Source organism: Bradyrhizobium brasilense, from assembly GCF_029714345.1.
In the GTDB taxonomy this organism is placed as follows: domain Bacteria; phylum Pseudomonadota; class Alphaproteobacteria; order Rhizobiales; family Xanthobacteraceae; genus Bradyrhizobium; species Bradyrhizobium australafricanum.
Map to the genome: position 1 here is coordinate 3,949,738 of NZ_CP121669.1, position 16,774 is coordinate 3,966,511.

Annotated in this window: 12 protein-coding genes; 7 read left to right on the forward strand and 5 right to left on the reverse strand. The window is 65.9% G+C overall.

Annotated features, from left to right (window positions below):
• Positions 1 to 16: 16 nt before the first annotated feature.
• The gene (locus QA635_RS18440; protein ID WP_283070841.1) at positions 17 to 955 is read right to left on the reverse strand and encodes an IclR family transcriptional regulator; all 939 of its coding nucleotides are present in this window, start codon (positions 953 to 955) and stop codon (positions 17 to 19) included.
• A gap of 309 nt (positions 956 to 1,264) precedes the next feature.
• Here QA635_RS18440 and QA635_RS18445 point away from each other — a divergent pair, with 309 nt between their 5' ends.
• Together QA635_RS18445 and QA635_RS18450 are read left to right on the forward strand one after the other, a co-directional pair.
• Positions 1,265 to 3,040 carry an acyl-CoA dehydrogenase family protein gene (locus QA635_RS18445; protein ID WP_283070842.1) on the forward strand — a complete coding sequence of 592 codons (1,776 nt, stop codon included), beginning with the start codon at positions 1,265 to 1,267 and terminating at the stop codon, positions 3,038 to 3,040.
• A 37-nt stretch (positions 3,041 to 3,077) separates the two neighbouring features.
• Positions 3,078 to 4,298: an ABC transporter substrate-binding protein gene (locus QA635_RS18450; RefSeq protein ID WP_283070843.1), complete on the forward strand. Its 1,221-nt coding sequence runs from the start codon at positions 3,078 to 3,080 to the stop codon at positions 4,296 to 4,298.
• Positions 4,299 to 4,314: 16 nt separating this feature from the next.
• On the opposite strand, the gene QA635_RS18455 is transcribed toward QA635_RS18450, so the two are convergent.
• Positions 4,315 to 5,988, reverse strand: coding sequence for a bifunctional protein-serine/threonine kinase/phosphatase (locus tag QA635_RS18455; RefSeq protein ID WP_283070845.1), 1,674 nt, complete (start codon positions 5,986 to 5,988; stop codon positions 4,315 to 4,317).
• A gap of 63 nt (positions 5,989 to 6,051) precedes the next feature.
• Positions 6,052 to 7,311 carry an MFS transporter gene (locus tag QA635_RS18460; RefSeq protein ID WP_283070847.1) on the reverse strand — a complete coding sequence of 420 codons (1,260 nt, stop codon included), beginning with the start codon at positions 7,309 to 7,311 and terminating at the stop codon, positions 6,052 to 6,054.
• A gap of 636 nt (positions 7,312 to 7,947) precedes the next feature.
• Here QA635_RS18460 and nirB point away from each other — a divergent pair.
• Genes nirB through QA635_RS18475 form a run of 3 tightly spaced genes read left to right on the forward strand, consistent with a single transcriptional unit; the run spans position 7,948 to position 13,408 of the window.
• Positions 7,948 to 10,407, forward strand: coding sequence for a nitrite reductase large subunit NirB (gene nirB, locus QA635_RS18465; RefSeq protein WP_283070848.1), 2,460 nt, complete (start codon positions 7,948 to 7,950; stop codon positions 10,405 to 10,407).
• On the forward strand, positions 10,404 to 10,733 hold the full coding sequence (gene nirD / locus QA635_RS18470; RefSeq protein ID WP_028335429.1) for a nitrite reductase small subunit NirD: 330 nt from the start codon (positions 10,404 to 10,406) through the stop codon (positions 10,731 to 10,733). Before nirB ends, nirD begins: the two co-directional genes overlap by 4 nt.
• An 11-nt stretch (positions 10,734 to 10,744) precedes the next feature.
• On the forward strand, positions 10,745 to 13,408 hold the full coding sequence (locus tag QA635_RS18475) for a nitrate reductase (RefSeq protein WP_283070851.1): 2,664 nt from the start codon (positions 10,745 to 10,747) through the stop codon (positions 13,406 to 13,408).
• Between the two features lie 23 nt (positions 13,409 to 13,431).
• Here QA635_RS18475 and QA635_RS18480 read toward each other — a convergent pair whose 3' ends face one another.
• The gene (locus QA635_RS18480) at positions 13,432 to 13,677 is read right to left on the reverse strand and encodes a hypothetical protein (RefSeq protein WP_283070852.1); all 246 of its coding nucleotides are present in this window, start codon (positions 13,675 to 13,677) and stop codon (positions 13,432 to 13,434) included.
• Between the two features lie 274 nt (positions 13,678 to 13,951).
• Between QA635_RS18480 and QA635_RS18485 the strand changes: the two genes are divergently transcribed.
• Positions 13,952 to 15,178: a CaiB/BaiF CoA transferase family protein gene (locus QA635_RS18485; RefSeq protein WP_283070856.1), complete on the forward strand. Its 1,227-nt coding sequence runs from the start codon at positions 13,952 to 13,954 to the stop codon at positions 15,176 to 15,178.
• Positions 15,179 to 15,424: 246 nt separating this feature from the next.
• Positions 15,425 to 15,820 (forward strand): Rid family hydrolase, encoded by a 396-nt coding sequence (locus QA635_RS18490; protein WP_283070866.1) that lies wholly within the window; start codon positions 15,425 to 15,427, stop codon positions 15,818 to 15,820.
• A 29-nt stretch (positions 15,821 to 15,849) separates the two neighbouring features.
• Here the strand turns inward: QA635_RS18490 and QA635_RS18495 are convergent, their stop codons facing one another.
• Positions 15,850 to 16,539 (reverse strand): TetR/AcrR family transcriptional regulator, encoded by a 690-nt coding sequence (locus QA635_RS18495; protein ID WP_283070868.1) that lies wholly within the window; start codon positions 16,537 to 16,539, stop codon positions 15,850 to 15,852.
• Positions 16,540 to 16,774: the final 235 nt, after the last annotated feature.

Sequence of the window (16,774 nt, forward strand, 5' to 3'; positions counted from 1 at the left end):
GACACGTCGCCCGATCTCAGGTCTCGATCGGTGGCGCGTCGATGTCGATCTGCGGCAGCAGGCCGGGCGACTGCCGCTCGACCAGTTCGCGCATCTTTCCGATGATGGCTCTGCCTTCCGCCGAGACGATCGAGCTTGGGCCTGCGACCGTGATGACAAGCGGAGGCGCCTGGTCGGCCTCGGTCAGCCGCATCGCCATCGCGCTCAGGCCCGGCGTTCCCATGTCGCGCGTATAGGCGAAGCCTTGGCGGCGGATCGTCGCCAGCGCATGCTGGATATCGCCGAAGCGGACGGCGGATGACGGTGCTTCCTTGGCATTGATCCGCTGCACGATCCGCCGCGCATCCTCGTCGTTCATCAGGCTGAGAAATACCCGGCCCGGAGTCGAGTGGGTCAGGAGCCGCCGCGCACCGGGCTCGAGATAATAGCGCACTGGTGTCGTGCCCTGCAGCACGCGGATATATTGGCTGTAGAGCTGGTTGCGCGCCACCACGAAAGTGGTCAGCCGCGTCGCCTCGTGCAGCTCGCGCGTGATCGTATCGAGCGTACCTGCGGGGAGCGTCTGGCTCTTGAGCCAGCCGCCGAGCAGGGCGACGCGGACCGTCGGCACATAGCTGCGTGCCGTCCGGTCGTGGTCGAGATAGCCGAGTTCGACGAGGCTTTTCAGCAGCGCCGAGGTGCTCGACGGCGGATAGTTCAGCCGGCGTGCGATCTCGGTCATGGCCGCAGGCCGTTCGATCTCGGCAAAATATTCGAAGATGCGGAGCACGCGATGCGCCGACTTGACGACGGACGGATCGGGGCTGCCGTCGGCGGCACGAAACAATTCGTCGTGCCGGTTGGCCTCGATCACCATGGCCGCGGGATCGTCCGCCTGCGTGCGCACGCGGTCGGCGACGATGCGCCTGCGACCCCGCCGGGACGGGGACTGGGTATCGGAGCGAACGCCCTTCATCTTCTTGCCGCTCGTGTCCTGAACACAGCGCAAGTCTGGTGCGCTGCAACATCCATTGTCGCCTTCTGTCGGCGAATGTGCAGCGAAACCCACGGAGGTCAAGAGTCCACGGTGCAGCATGGCCCGCAGTGCGATTCGCGAGTAGCCGGCATTTCTTCCATGTATCTGAAATTATTCTTGTGTGGGCGTCCGCCGATGGACATCACAGCGATCGTTCCCGATGTTGCAGGCGAAGTTTGAACACCGGGCGATGACATCCCGCACACCGGCAAGGCCGCTGCGACGTCATCCCGAACCAGGAGAGACCCGATGCAGATGAGCGCGCGCGACCTTCGCAGCTCCGCCGATGTCGCCGATCCGGCCCGCCACATCTCGCATGATTGCGCAGGCCTCAACTTCTATGATCTCGATCGCGGACTTCGCAGCCTTCTGGGGCTTTACCTGTCGCGCGAGGATCGCGAGCGGCTGGAGCCGCACTTCAGGCGTCTCGGCGAGCTGGCCGGCGGCAGGCTCGACCGGCTGGCCCGGATCGCCGACAAGCATGCGCCGGTGCTCAACCCAAGGGACGCTTACGGCCGGGACGAAGACTGGATCGACTATCATCCCGCCTATCGCGAGATGGAAGCGATCGCCTTCGGCGATTTTCAGTTTCACGCCATGAGCCATCGCGCCGGCGTGCTCGGCATGGACCGGCCGCTGCCCGCCGTGGCCAAGTATGTATTTCAGTATCTGTTCGTGCAGTCCGAGTTCGGGCTGATGTGTCCGATCAGCGTCACCGACACGTCGACCCACTTGGTCCGCAAATTCGGCTCGGAGGAGCTGAAGGCCTATCTGCTGCCGAAGATGCTGTCGGACGACATGGCGACGCTGTGGAAGGGCACGCAGTTCATGACCGAGCGCGCCGGCGGCTCCGATGTCGGCGCCGTCGAGACCGTTGCGCGCCGCGATGGCGACGTCTGGCGTCTGACCGGCGACAAATGGTTCTGTTCCCACGCCGATGCCGACGTCGCGCTGATGCTGGCGCGGCCGGAAGGCGCGCCCGCGGGCACCAAGGGGCTCGCGCTGTTCGCGCTGCCGCGCCGCCTTAAGGACGGCCGGCGCAACAGCTACCGGATCGTCCGCCTCAAGGACAAGCTCGGCACCAAATCGATGGCATCGGGCGAGATCCGACTCGACAACGCGGTTGCTTATCTGGTCGGTGATCCGGCGCAGGGCCTCAAGCAGATGATGGAGCAGGTCAACCTCTCGCGCCTGTCGCACGGCGTGCGTGCCGCGGCGATGATGCGGCGCTGTGTCAACGAGGCCATGGTCAGCGCCTCGTCGCGCGTGGCGTTCGGCCAGCGTGTCATTGATTTTCCGCTGCTGCGCCGTCAACTGATGAAGCTGATCGTGCCGACCGAGCAGGCGCTGTCGATGGTGCTGCTGGCGGCGCGCGCAATGGACGATGCCAATGCCGGTTCGGCGCAGGCGAGGGACCTGCTGCGCATCCTGACGCCGCTCTTGAAGTATCGCGCCTGCCGCGACAACATTCCGGTCGCCACCGGCGCGATGGAGGTGCGCGGCGGCAATGGCTACATCGAGGAATGGGTGCAGCCGCGGCTGGTGCGCGACGCCCATGTCGGCGTGCTCTGGGAGGGCACCAGCAACATCAACGCGCTCGACATCATTTCGCGCGCCGTCGGCAAGAGCGGCGCGCACCGGGCACTAGTATCCGTGTTGCACGCGCGCATCGAGGAGGCGAAGGCGTTGCCCGAGCCGTTCCGCAAGCGCCTTCGCACCGCGCTCGACCGCGCGATCGCGTTTGCCGAGCGGGTCGCGGCCGATCCCGGCTCTGAGCACACCGCGCGGCTGGCGGCGAGCGCGCTCTACCATGCGGCGTCGGCGATCGTTCTCGCCTGGGAAGGGTGCCAGCCGGAGGTCGATCCGAGGCGCCTGTTGCTGTCACGTTTCGTGCTCGAACATCGCTTGTCGACGAAGGATCCGCTGGCCCCGGCCGATGACGCGTGGGAGCGCGATGCGATCGGTCTGATGCTGAGCGATGCATCGGTCACACTCGATCAAGCGGTCAGGTCCCTGACGGCCTGACCACAACAGAACAAAAAACATCGAGGGGGAGGTTTCCATGCGATCGATTGCGGCCGCGTTCACGGCGGTCTTGTGCTTGGCTGCGGTTGGGTCCGTGCGCGCGCAGGTGTCCGGCGACGTGGTGCGGATCGGCGTCATCAACGACATGTCGGGCCTTTATTCCGATCTTGGGGGCGAAGGCTCGGTGGAAGCGGCCCGGCTCGCGATCGAGGATTTTGGCCCGACCGTGCTCGGAAAGAAGATAGAGCTGATCTCAGCCGACCATCAGAACAAGCCCGATATCGCCTCCGGTATCGTGCGTCGCTGGATCGACGAGAACGGTGTCGATCTGATTGCCGATGGCGGCAATTCGGCGACGGCACTGGCCATTCAGGCCATCACCCGCGAGAAGAAGCGCATCTTTGTGATTTCCGGGCCGGGCAGTTCCGATCTTACCGGAAAGCAGTGCTCGCCTTATGGGTTTCATTTCACCTACAGCACTTACGCTGAAGCCTCCGCCGTCACCAAGGCCATGCTCAGGAAGGGCGCGGATACGTGGTTCTTCCTGACCGCGGACTACGCCTTTGGTCACGCGCTGGAGCGGGACGCATCAAGCTTCATCACGGCCGTGGGCAGCAAGGTCGTCGGCTCGGTTCGCCATCCACTCGGAGCGTCGGACCTGTCGTCGTTCCTGCTTCAGGCACAGAACTCGAAGGCAAAAGTCATCGCATTGGCGAACGCGGGCGGAGATACCGTCAACAGCCTGAAGCAGGCCGCGGAGTTCGGCATCGGAAAATCTGCCGACCAGAACATCGTCGCCCTTCTGATGCTGATCACGGACGTGCATTCGCTCGGCCTTCAGGCGGCGCAGGGCATCATCTACGCGACGTCGTTCTCGTGGACCCAGGACGAGGCGACCCGGACCTTCGCTCATCGCTTCATGGCGCGTCGGCACGGGCAGGCGCCGACCATGATCCAGGCCGGCGTCTACAGTGGAACGATGCATTATCTGAAGGCCGTGCAAGCGGCCGGAACTGACGACGCCGGCGCCGTTGCCACCGCCATGCGCAAGCTTCCGGTCAACGATTTCATGACGCAGAGTGCACAGATCCGCGAGGATGGGCAGGTGATGCGTTCGATGTATTTGGTCCAGGCCAAATCGCCATCCGAATCGCGCGAGCCTTGGGACTATGAAAAGGTGATCGCAACGATTTCGCCGGAGGAAGCCTGGCGGCCGCTCGCGGAAGGCGGTTGTCCGCTTGTGACAAAGGCTCAGTGACGTTGCGTTCGCGGCTCTAATGCCGCGCCAGCAGCACTACGACCATCAAGGCCAGGATCGCGCACAGCACCTTCCAGAAGGTGACGGGATCGCGGTCGTGCAGCGATTTGCGGGTGGTGACGGCGGGGCCGGCCCAGGTGGCGCCGTTTTCCAGTTCGTGCGCGAACTCGATGGCATCGCCGAAGCGTTGTGCCGGGTCGACGCTGAGCGCCTTGCCGATCACCGCGTCGAGCCAGGCCGGCAGGTCCGGCCGGTAGCGCGACAGCGGCGCCGGCTTGCCGAAGCGCGGCCGCGAGAACGGCTCGATCTCGCCGAACGGATAGTTCGCGGTGAACATGCGGTAGACCGTGACGCCGAGCGCGAACAGGTCGGAGGCCTCGTCGCCGGCCTTGCCGCCGAACAGTTCTGGCGCCATGTAGCTCGCGGTGCCCGGAATGTCCTCGGCGGGAAAATCCTCCAGCAGCGGCACCCGCGCGACGCCGAGATCGACAAGGCGCAACCCGCCGTCCTTCAACAGGATCACGTTGTCGGGCTTGATATCGCGATGGATGATGCCGGCGCGGTGCAGCGCGGTGACCGCGCGCACCAGCTTGGTTGCGATCGCGATGCCGTCGGTGAGCGACAGCCGCGGCGCGCGGCCAAGCCGCTGCTCCAGTGTTTCACCCTCGTAGAGCGGCATCGCCGAATAGAGCCTGGTCTGCCGCTCCGCCGGCACCTCAATGATTTCGCCGATCCAGAGGCTGCGCACGCGCGCGGCGACCCAGGCCTCGCGCACGAAAGCGAGGCGGTAGGAGCCTTCGCTCGCGACCCGTGGATGTGGAAACTTCAGCACCACTTCGCGGCCGGCGCGCTTGTCGATCGCCTTGAACAGGCGGCTGTAGCGTCCGTCGGACAAGACGTCGCCGAGGCTGAAATCGTCGATCGTATCGCCGGTCACCGGCAAATCGAGGATCGGCAGCGTCGCGATCGCGTGGGTGAGATCGTCGCGGTCCGCCGGCGGCAGGTCGACGACGTCGAGCACCAGTGCGGTCGTGTTGTCGCTGCTGCCGGCCGCGAGGGCGGCGTCGACGATGCTGCGCGCGGACTCGTCGGGCGGCGTGCGTTCCTCCAGCAATTGCTGGAGGCGCAAATCGCCGAGCGCGCCGTGAACCCCGTCGCTGCAGATCAGGAGACGGTCGTGCTGCCGGAGCCCGAGGGACGTGTAGTCGAAGCGGGCGAATTCCTCGAAACCGATGGCCCGGTTCAGCATGTGGGCGAGGTCGCCGCGGCCGGCGATATGGTCCTGCGTCAGGCGTTCCAGTCGGCCGTCGCTCAGGCGATAGGCACGGGTGTCGCCGATATGGATCACATGGCATTGCCGCCGCGACAGGATGATCGAGGAGAACGCGCAGGCCATGCCGCTGCGCGCGGCATCGACGCGGCCCTGGCCGTAGATCCAGCTGTTGGCGGCTTCCAGCGCCCGCGCGGCGCGGCGGCGGACGCCGAGCGTCTCGGGCAACGAATAATAGGCGTCGATGAAGCTGCGGACCGCGACCTCTGCGGCCTCGCGTCCGCCCTTGTGGCCGCCGACGCCGTCGGCGACCGCGGCCACGACGTCGCGGTGAACCGCGCCCGGCTGGCCCAAGCAGGCCGCGACATAGTCCTCATTGGCGGCGCGCCTGCCGGTCTCGCTGGCAAAGCCGACGCGCACCCCCAAGTCCCGTTGCGAACCGTTCGCCACGTCCGGGCCCCGTCATGTTGCGGAGCGGAGTCCTCAGACGCGCGCTCCCGATACCGCGCCCCAGGTGGTGCGCCAGCGAACCTTGACCATGGCAAGTCCGATGAAGCCAAGCAACGCCAGCCCGCCGAAGAACAGGAAGCCGGCGCCGAAGCCGCCGGTCATGCCCTTGGCGGCGCCTAGCGTCTGGGCAAGGAAGAAGCCGCCGACGCCGCCGGCGCAGCCGACCAGCCCGGTCATCAAGCCGATCTCGTGACGGAAGCGCAGCGGGATCAGCTGGAACACCGCGCCGTTGCCCATGCCGAGCGCCAGCACGCCGATCGAGAACAGCAGCACCGAGATCCAGGCGATGCGCGGCAGTTCGGTCAAGGCCCAGCCGGCCTGCGTCGGCGCAGTCGGGCCCTCCGGCATGAAGGCAATGACGAGATAGGCCGCGACCACGACACCGAACAGGATCGACAGCGAACGGATGCCGCCGATCCGGTCGGCGATCATGCCGCCGACGGGACGGAATCCCGAGCCGAAGGCGACGATCAGCGCGACCAGCATGCCGGCCGCGACGCCGGAGACATGATACTGCACGGTGAAATAGAGCGGCAGCGCGTTGGCGAGGCCGACGAAGCCGCCGAAGGTGATGAAGTAGAAGAACATGAACCAGCGGCTGTCGGAATCCTTCAGCAGTGCGCCGTAGGCATGCAGCGAGACCTTCTTGCGCTCGCCCGGCGCGTCCTTGGCTGCGAACGCGTAATAGGCAAGCACCATCAGCATCGGAATAAGCAGGCAGCCGAACACGGCCTGCCAGCCCCAATGCTCGGCAATGGTCGGCGCGAGCAGCGTGTCGAGCACGACGCCCATATTGCCGGCACCGGCGATGCCCATCACCACGCCCTGATATTGCGGCGGATACCAGCGGCTCGCCTGGGGCAGGGCGACGGCAAACGAGGCGCCGCCGACGCCGAGCGCAAGCCCGAACAGCTCGATCGCGAGCTTGCTGGTCAGCCCGAAGTGCCACACCGCAGCAGTCGCGGCGATCACGACGAGCTGGGCGATGATGCCGGTGCGCTTGGCGCCGATGATGTCGGCGAGAATGCCCATCGGCACGCGCAGCAGCGCGCCGGCCAGCACGGGAATGGCGACCAGGGTGAACTTCTCGTTCACGGCAAGATTCATGTCTCGCGCGATGTAGACGATCAGCGGTCCGAGCGCGACCCACGCCATGAAACTGATGTCGAAGTACAGGAACGCGGCAAGCAGGGTCGGCCAGTGACCTGCCTTCTTGAACTCGGCTAGCTTCATCGCAAGCATCTCGCGTTGATGCGGCGGAGGCAGCCGCGAAAGCGCGGCCATCTCAGGCGCAGACAAATGGAATGTTGGTGAATGGTGAGTGCGCTCGTCGTTGAGACGCACTCCGTCAACAGCTGGGGTCAGCAATTACCGTGCCATCGATCAGGTCGTGTCGCTTTGCCGTGCAGTCGCAAGACGTTGCCGCGCAATCGCGAACAGCGTTCCGCCGGCGCGCGTGGCGTGGCTTGCGGCAACTGCCGCCGCGCAAACGCGCATGCTGGTGCTTTTTTGTGCGATGCGCCAAGTCCGTGCGATCGCGCATCAAATGCGATTTCGCGATCGCCATCGCGGCCCGCGATGCTGTGATGCACAAGAGATCATCGGCGTGGCTAAAATTTCGGCCGGCTGTCGGCGCGGCGCGCGGACTGGTGGATTTTGATCGGCCGGAAACCTATTGATTTTGCAGTCGGATTCGTCCGCCGCGAGTTGGCACGCGTTTTGAATATCAATCAATAACGGAACATCGGTCGTCATCGAAGACGGTCTGCGCCCGCGGCTGGGCTTCCTACAACTCCAAACCTTTATCGGTGCCCATCAACGACGCACGCCGCGTCGCTGCGCAGCGCCGTCGGAATTGAAAGGCAGACCATGCTCGACAAAGTGACCAAGCAGAAGCTCGTGGTGATCGGCAACGGGATGGCCGGCATCCGGACGGTCGAGGCGCTGCTGGAGCGCGCGCCCGATCTCTACGACATCACGGTGTTCGGCTCCGAGCCCTACGGCAATTACAACCGCATCCTGCTGTCGCCGGTGCTCGCCGGCGAGAAGACCGTCGACGACATCATGCTCAACACCGTCGACTGGTACGAGGACAACAACATCACGCTGCGCAAGGGCGAGACGATCACTATGATCGATCGCCGGACCTGCGAAGTCGTCACCGAGGCCGGCGAGCGGGTGCCCTATGACCGCCTGCTGATCGCGACGGGCTCAAACCCGATCATGCTGCCGCTGCCGGGCAAGGAACTGCCGGGCGTGATCGGATTCCGCGACATCTACGACGTCGACCGCATGATCAAGGCCTCGACCGACTACCGCAATGCGGTCGTGATCGGCGGCGGCCTGCTCGGCCTCGAGGCCGCCAACGGGCTGATGAAGCGCGGCATGAACGTCACGGTCGTGCATCTGCTCGACACGCTGATGGAGCGTCAGCTCGATCCAGTGGCCGGCGGCCTGTTGCGCAAGTCGCTGGAAGAGCGCGGCATGGTGTTCAAGATGCCGGCGCAGACCCAGGCGATCCTGGGCGAGGACCGCGTCACCGGCGTGCGGTTCGGCGACGGCACGGAGCTGCCGGCCGATCTCGTGGTGATGGCGGTCGGCATCCGCCCGAATTTCGAGCTCGCCAAGAAGGCCGGGCTCTACTGCGAGCGCGGCATCGTCGTTTCCGACACCATGCAGACCTATGACGGCCGCATCTACGCGGTCGGCGAATGCGTGCAGCACCGCCGCCAGACCTACGGTCTCGTCGCGCCGCTGTTCGACCAGGCCAAGGTCTGCGCCAACCACCTCGCGATGAAGGGTTTTGCCACCTATGACGGCTCGGTCACCTCGACCAAGCTGAAGGTCACCGGCATCGACCTGTTCTCCGCCGGCGACTTCGCGCCGGGGCCGGACAAGGAGGAGATCGTGCTGCAGGACGCCAACCGCGGCGTCTACAAGCGCATCATCCTGAAGGACAAGAAGATCATCGGCGCCGTGCTCTATGGCGACACCATCGACGGTCCCTGGTACTTCCAGCATCTGCGCGACGGCACCGACGTCTCGCATATGCGCGAGCGCCTGGTGTTCGGCGCCGCCAATCTCGGCGATGGCGGCGTCAGCGGCCAGAGCTCGGTTGCCGCGATGAGCGACGAGACCGAGATCTGCGGCTGCAACGGCGTCTGCAAGGGTGCCATCGTCAAGGCGATAAGCGAGAAGAAGCTATTCACGCTCGACGACGTCCGCGCCCATACCAAAGCGTCGTCGTCCTGCGGCTCCTGCACCGGCCTCGTCGAGCAGGTGCTGGCGTTCACGCTCGGCGGCGACTATTCGGCCGCGCCGAAGGTCAAGCCGCTGTGCAAGTGCACCGATCATAGCCACGACGACGTTCGCCGCGTGATCGTCGAGCAGCAGCTCAAGACCATTCCCACGGTCATGCGCTTCATGGAGTGGAAGACCCTGAACGGCTGTCACTCCTGCCGTCCGGCGCTGAATTACTATCTGCTCGCGACCTGGCCCGGCGAATATCGCGACGACCAGCAGTCGCGTTTCATCAACGAGCGCGTCCACGCCAACATCCAGAAGGACGGCACCTATTCGGTGGTGCCGCGGATGTGGGGCGGCGTCACGACGCCGAGCGAGCTGCGCGCGATCGCCGACGTCGCCGAGAAGTTCAACATCCCGACGGTGAAGGTCACCGGCGGCCAGCGCATCGACCTGCTCGGCGTCAAGAAGGAGGACTTGCCGGCGGTGTGGGCCGACCTCAACGACGCCGGCATGGTGTCGGGCCACGCCTACGCCAAGGGCCTGCGCACGGTGAAGACCTGTGTCGGCTCCGAATGGTGCCGCTTCGGCACCCAGGATTCCACCGGCCTCGGCGTCAAGCTCGAGAAGTTCATGTGGGGCTCGTGGACGCCGGCCAAGGTCAAGCTCGGCGTCTCCGGCTGCCCGCGCAACTGCGCGGAGGCGACCTGCAAGGACGTCGGCGTGGTCTGCGTCGATTCCGGTTACGAGATCCATTTCGCCGGTGCCGCCGGACTGCACATCAAGGGCACCGAGTTCCTGACCAAGGTCGAGACCGAGGACGAATGCCTCGAGGTGATCGTGGCGCTGACCCAGCTCTACCGCGAGGAGGGCTGGTATCTGGAGCGCATGTACAAATGGTGCGACCGCGTCGGTCTCGAGCAGATCAGGAAGCGGGTGGTCGACGACGTTGCGAACCGCAAGGCGCTGTTCGCCCGCTTTGCCTATTCGCAGCAGTTCGCGCAGACCGATCCGTGGGCCGAGCGTGCCAGCCGCGGCGTCGATCGCAACGAGTTCGCGCCTCTCGCCGAATTGGAGCTCGCATGACCCAGTGGATCGAAATCGGCGCATTGACCGACATTCCGCGGCTCGGCTCGCGCGTGGTGCGTACGCCGGGCGGCAACATCGCGGTGTTCCGGACCGAGAGCGACGAGGTGTTCGCGCTCGACGACCGCTGCCCGCACAAGGGCGGGCCGCTGTCGCAGGGCATCGTGCACAACAAGCGCGTGACCTGTCCGCTGCATAACTTCGTCATCGAGCTGGCGAGCGGGCAGGCGGTCGCGCCCGACGAAGGCTGCACGCATACCCACCCGGCCAAGGTCGAGAACGGCGTTGTCTGGCTGTCGGTGCGGCAGGCGGCGGCGGTGAGCTGAGCGGTCAGGCAATGTCCGTCAAGACCACGTGTCCCTATTGCGGTGTCGGCTGTGGCGTCATCGCGTCGAAGGACGCGGCGGGCGCCGTCCAGGTCGAGGGCGACAAGCAGCATCCGGCCAATTTCGGCCGGCTCTGCAGCAAGGGTTCGGCGCTCGCCGAGACCATCGATCTCGATGGGCGTCTGCTCGAGCCGATGGTGGACGGCGCGCCGGCGGCGTGGGACGACGCGCTCGATCGTGTCGCCGATGGCTTTAGCAGGATCATCAGGGAGTACGGGCCCGACGCGGTCGCGTTCTATGTTTCCGGCCAGCTGCTGACCGAGGACTATTACGTCGTCAACAAGCTCGCCAAGGGCTTCGTCGGCACCGCCAATATCGACACCAATTCGCGGCTGTGCATGGCCTCCAGCGTCGCCGGGCACAAGCGCGCGTTCGGCAGCGACACCGTGCCGGGCTGCTATGAGGATCTCGATCAGGCGGACTTGCTCGTGCTGGTCGGCTCCAACGCCGCCTGGTGCCATCCGATCCTGCACCAGCGCATGCTGGCGGCGAAGGAGAAGAACCCGACCTGCAAGATCGTGGTGATCGATCCGCGCCGCACCGCGACCTGCGAGGGCGCCGATCTGCATCTGCCGCTGCGCTCGGGCAGCGACTCCGTGCTGTTCAACGGCCTGTTCGCCTTCCTCGCCGGCAGCAACGCGGTCGACCGCGGCTTTGTCGGCAATTGCACGACGGGTGTGGTCGACGCGCTGAAGCAGGTCGGCGGCCAGACCGTGGCGCAGACCGCGGCGACCTGCGGCCTGACCGAAGGCGCGGTCGGGCTGTTCTTCGACTGGTTCACGCGCACCGAGCGCGTCGTCACGCTGTATTCGCAAGGCATCAACCAGTCGTCGAGCGGCGTCGACAAGGTCAACGCCATCATCAATTGTCATCTGTTGACCGGGCGCATCGGCCGGCCCGGCATGGGGCCGTTCTCGCTGACCGGCCAGCCCAACGCGATGGGCGGCCGCGAGGTCGGCGGGCTCGCCAACCAGCTCGCCGCGCATATGGAGATCGAGAATCCCGTGCACCGCGAGCTGGTGCAGCGGTTCTGGCGCGCGCCTGTGATCGCGGAGAAGGCCGGGCTGAAGGCGGTCGACATGTTCGACGCGATCGCCGACGGCCGCATCAAGGCGGTGTGGATCATCTCGACCAATCCGGTGGTGAGCCTGCCGGATGCCGATCGCGCGCGCGCCGCGCTCGACGCCTGCGAGTTCGTCGTGGTGACGGATTGCATGCGCGACACCGACACCACGCGCCATGCCGACGTGCTGCTGCCGGCGCTGGCGTGGGGCGAGAAGGACGGCACCGTCACCAATTCCGAGCGCCGGATCTCGCGGCAGCGGCCGTTCCTCGCAGCGCCGGGCGAAGCGCGCGCCGACTGGCGCATCATCTGCGACGTCGCCGCCCGGATGGGATATTCCGGCTTCGACCACGCCTCGGTGGCGGAGGTGTTCCGCGAGCACGCCGAACTGTCGGGCTTCGAGAATAGCGGCCGGCGCGATTTCGACATCTCGGCGCTGGCGACGCTGGACGATACCGCCTATGACGCGCTGGCGCCGGTGCAGTGGCCGGTGACGTCAGACCATCCGGCCGGCACGCCAAGGATGTTCGAGAGCCAGCAATTCTTCACGCCGGATCACAAGGCGCGCTTCGTGCCGGTGGCGCCGCGCGCGGCGCGCCACGCCACCAGCCGCGACTTTCCGCTGGTGCTCAACACTGGCCGCGTGCGCGATCAGTGGCACACCATGACCCGGACTGGCAAAACCGGACGGCTGCTGGCACATGTGTTCGAACCCTATGCCGAGTTTCACCCCGAGGATGCGCGGCAGGCCGGGCTGCAAAACGAGGGACTGGTGCGGCTGACCAGCAGCTGGGGCGAGATGATCGCGCGCGTCGTGGTCAGCGCCGACCAGCGCCGCGGCTGCATGTTCGTGCCGATGCACTGGAACGCGGAGTTCGCCGGCGAGGGGCGCGTCAACGCGCTGGTCAATCCGGCGACAGATCCAGTGTCCGGCCAGCCGGAGTCTAAGCACACGCCGGTCAAGGCCGATCCCTATACGCCGAAATGGCACGCCTTCATCCTGAGCCGCGACGCGATCCGGCGTCCGGCAAGCGGCTATTGGGTCTACGGCAAGGCCGGAGATTGCACGCGGCTGGAACTTGCGCTCGACACTCGTCCGGAGAGCTGGCGGGACTGGGCGAGGGCGCAGCTCGGCCTCGAAGGTGTCGAGATCGAGTGGATCGCCTATCGCGATCCGGCGGCGGGACGCTTCCGCTACGCGGCGGTGCGCGACGGCCGGCTCGAGGGCTGCGTGTTCATCGCACCCGATCACACGCTGCCGTCGCGGGCCTGGCTGACCGGGCTGTTCGCCGAGCAGCAATTGTCGGCCAACGCGCGGATGTCGCTGCTCGCCGGACGGCCGTTCGGCGCGGGCGAGGACGTCGGCCCGATCGTCTGCTCCTGCTTCAGCGTCGGACGGCACCAGATCACCGCCGAGATCAAAAAGGGCGCCGACAGCGTCGATGCGATCGGCCGCTGTCTGAAGGCCGGCACCAATTGCGGCGGCTGCAAGCCCGAGATCGGCAAGCTGATCGGCGCCACCGCGCAGCCGCGGCAGGCGATCGCGTCCTGAGCTATCCGCTCGATGTCCGCGTCCTAGCAGCCGCGGCAGATGCTCTTCAGCTTGCTGTTGAGCAGGCGGTCCTCCTCGTCCGAAGCTGCCTTGGTAAAGGCATCGTTGCCGTGGCGCTTGTCCTCGGCAAATCCGCCGGCGCCATTGGCGCCGCCGTGCATGCCGTGACTGTGCCCGCCGCCATGGCCGTGGCCGCCGCGCGCGTCCACCGCCGGCATCGCGACCGCAAGCAGCGTCAGCAGCAGCGCGACCGTCGTGATCGTCCGCATGGTTTCCTCCTCGTCGCGGCAAAATACCGCTGACGCCGCGGCAAATCGGTGTCGGCCATCTTCACAATTTCGCGTGGCGGCAATCGCCCGATTCTCGCAGCTGGTTCCCCTGCGGCTGCTCGCACATAGGCCGTCCGGGGATGGCTTCATGCCGACAATGCAGTGCTCGCGACGCCAAAATGGTGTATCGGCAGGCTCTGGCGCGCTCAAGACACGGGCAGGACGCAGTCCGTCGCCGAATAATCAAGATATCGCAAGATTTGGAGGAAGGTTCATGTCGGCTCTGCCACTCTCGGGCATCAAGATTCTCGACCTGACGCGGGTGCTCGCGGGCCCGCTGTCGGCCCAGATGCTGGCGGATCTCGGCGCCGAGGTGATCAAGATCGAGCGGCCCGGCGGCGGCGACGACGCCCGCGCCTTCGGCCCGCCCTATCTCACCGATCCCGAAGGCAAGCAGAACAACAACAACTCGTTCTACCTCTGCGCCAACCGCAACAAGAAATCGGTCACCGTCAACATCGCCAAGCCGGAAGGGCAGGCGATCATCCGCGAGCTCGCCAAGACGGCCGACGTGATGATGGAGAACTACAAGGTCGGCGACCTCAAGCGCTACGGCCTCGACTACGAGACCATCAAGCAGCTCAACCCCGGCATCATCTATTGCTCGGTCACCGGTTTCGGCCAGACCGGACCTTACGCGCCGCGCGCCGGCTATGACGCGATCCTGCAGGCGATGGGCGGGTTGATGAGCGTCACCGGCCATATCGACGGCGAGCCGGGCGAGGGCCCGATGAAAGTCGGCCCCTCGATCGTCGACTACATGACCGGCATGAACACCTCGATCGGTATCCTCTCGGCGCTCTACCATCGCGACGCCAACAACGGGGAAGGGCAGCACATCGACGTCTGCCTGTTCGACACGGTGATCGCATCGCTGTCGCACTGGCTGCAGATCTACCTCGTCAATGGCAAGACCCCGCCGCGCCGCGGCACCTGGGGCAATGGCGGCATGCCGGCCGGCGTGTTCCGCTGCACCGACGGCGAGCTGATGCTGGTGGTCGGCAATGACGGCCAGTTCCAGCGCACCTGCGCCGTGCTCGGCGAGCCCGAGCTCGCGAACGACAAGCGCTTCGTCAAGAACAACGACCGCGTCGTGCACGGCAAGGAGATCATGGCGATCTTTGCCGGGTTGTTCCTGAAGAAGCCGGTGGCCTATTGGCTGGAGAAGCTCGAGGAGGCCGGCGTGCCGTCGGGCCCGATCAACAATTTCGAGCAGGTGTTCAGCGATCCGCACGTGCAGTCGCGCGGCATGCGGGTCAAGGTCGATCATCCGTTCGAGCCGAACCTGTCGCTGATCCGGAACGCGCTGACCTTCTCGGGCACGCCGATCACCGAATACCGCGCCCCGCCGCTGTTGGGGGCCGACACTAAGGAGGTCCTGGCGACCATCGGCTATGACGACGCCAAGGTCGAGGGACTGAAGGCGCAGGGGATTCTGTAGGCGCTGACTTCGAGGCCGCGGGCCACCGTTCCGTCATCCTGAGGAGCGGCCACTTGGCCGCGTCTCGAAGGATGAACGGCCCGGCTGGTGGCCGTCGACCCTTCGAGACGCGCGCAAGGGCGCGCTCCTCAGGGTGACGGGACCAGGGTCGCCGAATTCTGCAATAACACTTCGACCAATATCGAAGCATCATTGACATCCGCCCGCTATCTTGGCGCCATCGATCCCTCATCGAAGGTGCCAATCATGAAACGGGAAGTGGTCCGCGTCGAACCGATCTCGAGCTGGCTGGAGCGCTGGAAGGCGCCGGCGTCGGCGGTCACGCGTGCGGGCAGCATGATCTTCGTCTCCGGCCTGCCGCCGTTCGATCCTGCGACTGGCGAGTTCGCCGCCGGTGCCTCGATCGAGCGGCAGAGCGAGCTGGTGATGGAGCAGCTCAAGCAATGCCTCGAGGCTGCGGGCGCCACGCTCGACAATGTGATGAAGTGCAACGTGTTCTGCACCTCGGCAAAGCACTTCACGACCTTCAATGCAGTCTATGCAAGGTACTTCCCGCAGCAGCCGCCGGCGCGGATCTTCGTCTGCATCCCGGAATGGACCGGGCCGTTCGACGTCGAGATCGACTGCATCGCGATGGTGTAAGGGCAGGGCGCCGCAGCGGCGCCCTCGCTTCACAAATCCTGCCGCGTCAGCCGGCCGTGCATCGCTACCGGCCGCGCGGCCGGCCTGCTCGGCACGTCGCCCATCGTCAGTGCCATCACCGAGACCGTGACCACGCGGTCGATGATGCCGCGGACGTCGTCGAGGTCGCATTTGCCTTCCGACAGCCGCAGCAGGCGTTCCTTCTCGCGGATGGTGTGGTGCGCCATCGCGAGCGCGAAGTGCAGGCCCCAATAGAGCTCGGTGTCGCTGCTGGCTGGCATCGCGCGGCGCATCGCCGCGGCGAACTTGCGCAAGTGATCGACCTCGCGATTCTTGATGCGGCGGATCGGCGGCACGGATTCGATCGAGGCGCGGATCATGAACCGCGCCGCGGTCGAGCCCTCGCGATCCGGCCCGAGGCAGCCGCGCAGGGTGGGGCCGACGAGGGCGCGCATGATGTCCTCGATCGCGGCGCGGCCGCCGCCTTTTTCCTCCGCCGCCCGCAATTCGTTGAGACGCTCGCGATTGGTCTGGATGCTGCGGGTGACGAACAGCTCCGCGATCAATTCGTCCTTGGAGCCGAAATGATAGTTCACCGCAGCGAGGTTGACGTTCGCCTCCGCGACGATGTCGCGCAGCGTGACGTCGCCGAAGCCGCGGTCGGCATAGAGCCGCTCGGCGGCGGCGAGAATGGCGGATCGGGTCTGGTCGCTGGCCATGGCTGAGAGCCTCCGGTCATTCCGGGGCGATGCGCAGCATCGAACCCGGAATCTCGCTCCACAATTTCCAGATTCCGGGTTCAGCCCTGCGGGCTGCCCCGGAATGACGAACGCGAGGTTGCATTTCAAACAATTGTATGAAACTATCGTTTGAACGGTCGGAAATGTCAATCCGCGGATCGCGGGGCAGCATTCTGGCACACCACCGCCGCCCTTCCGCGAACGCCCTTGCGAG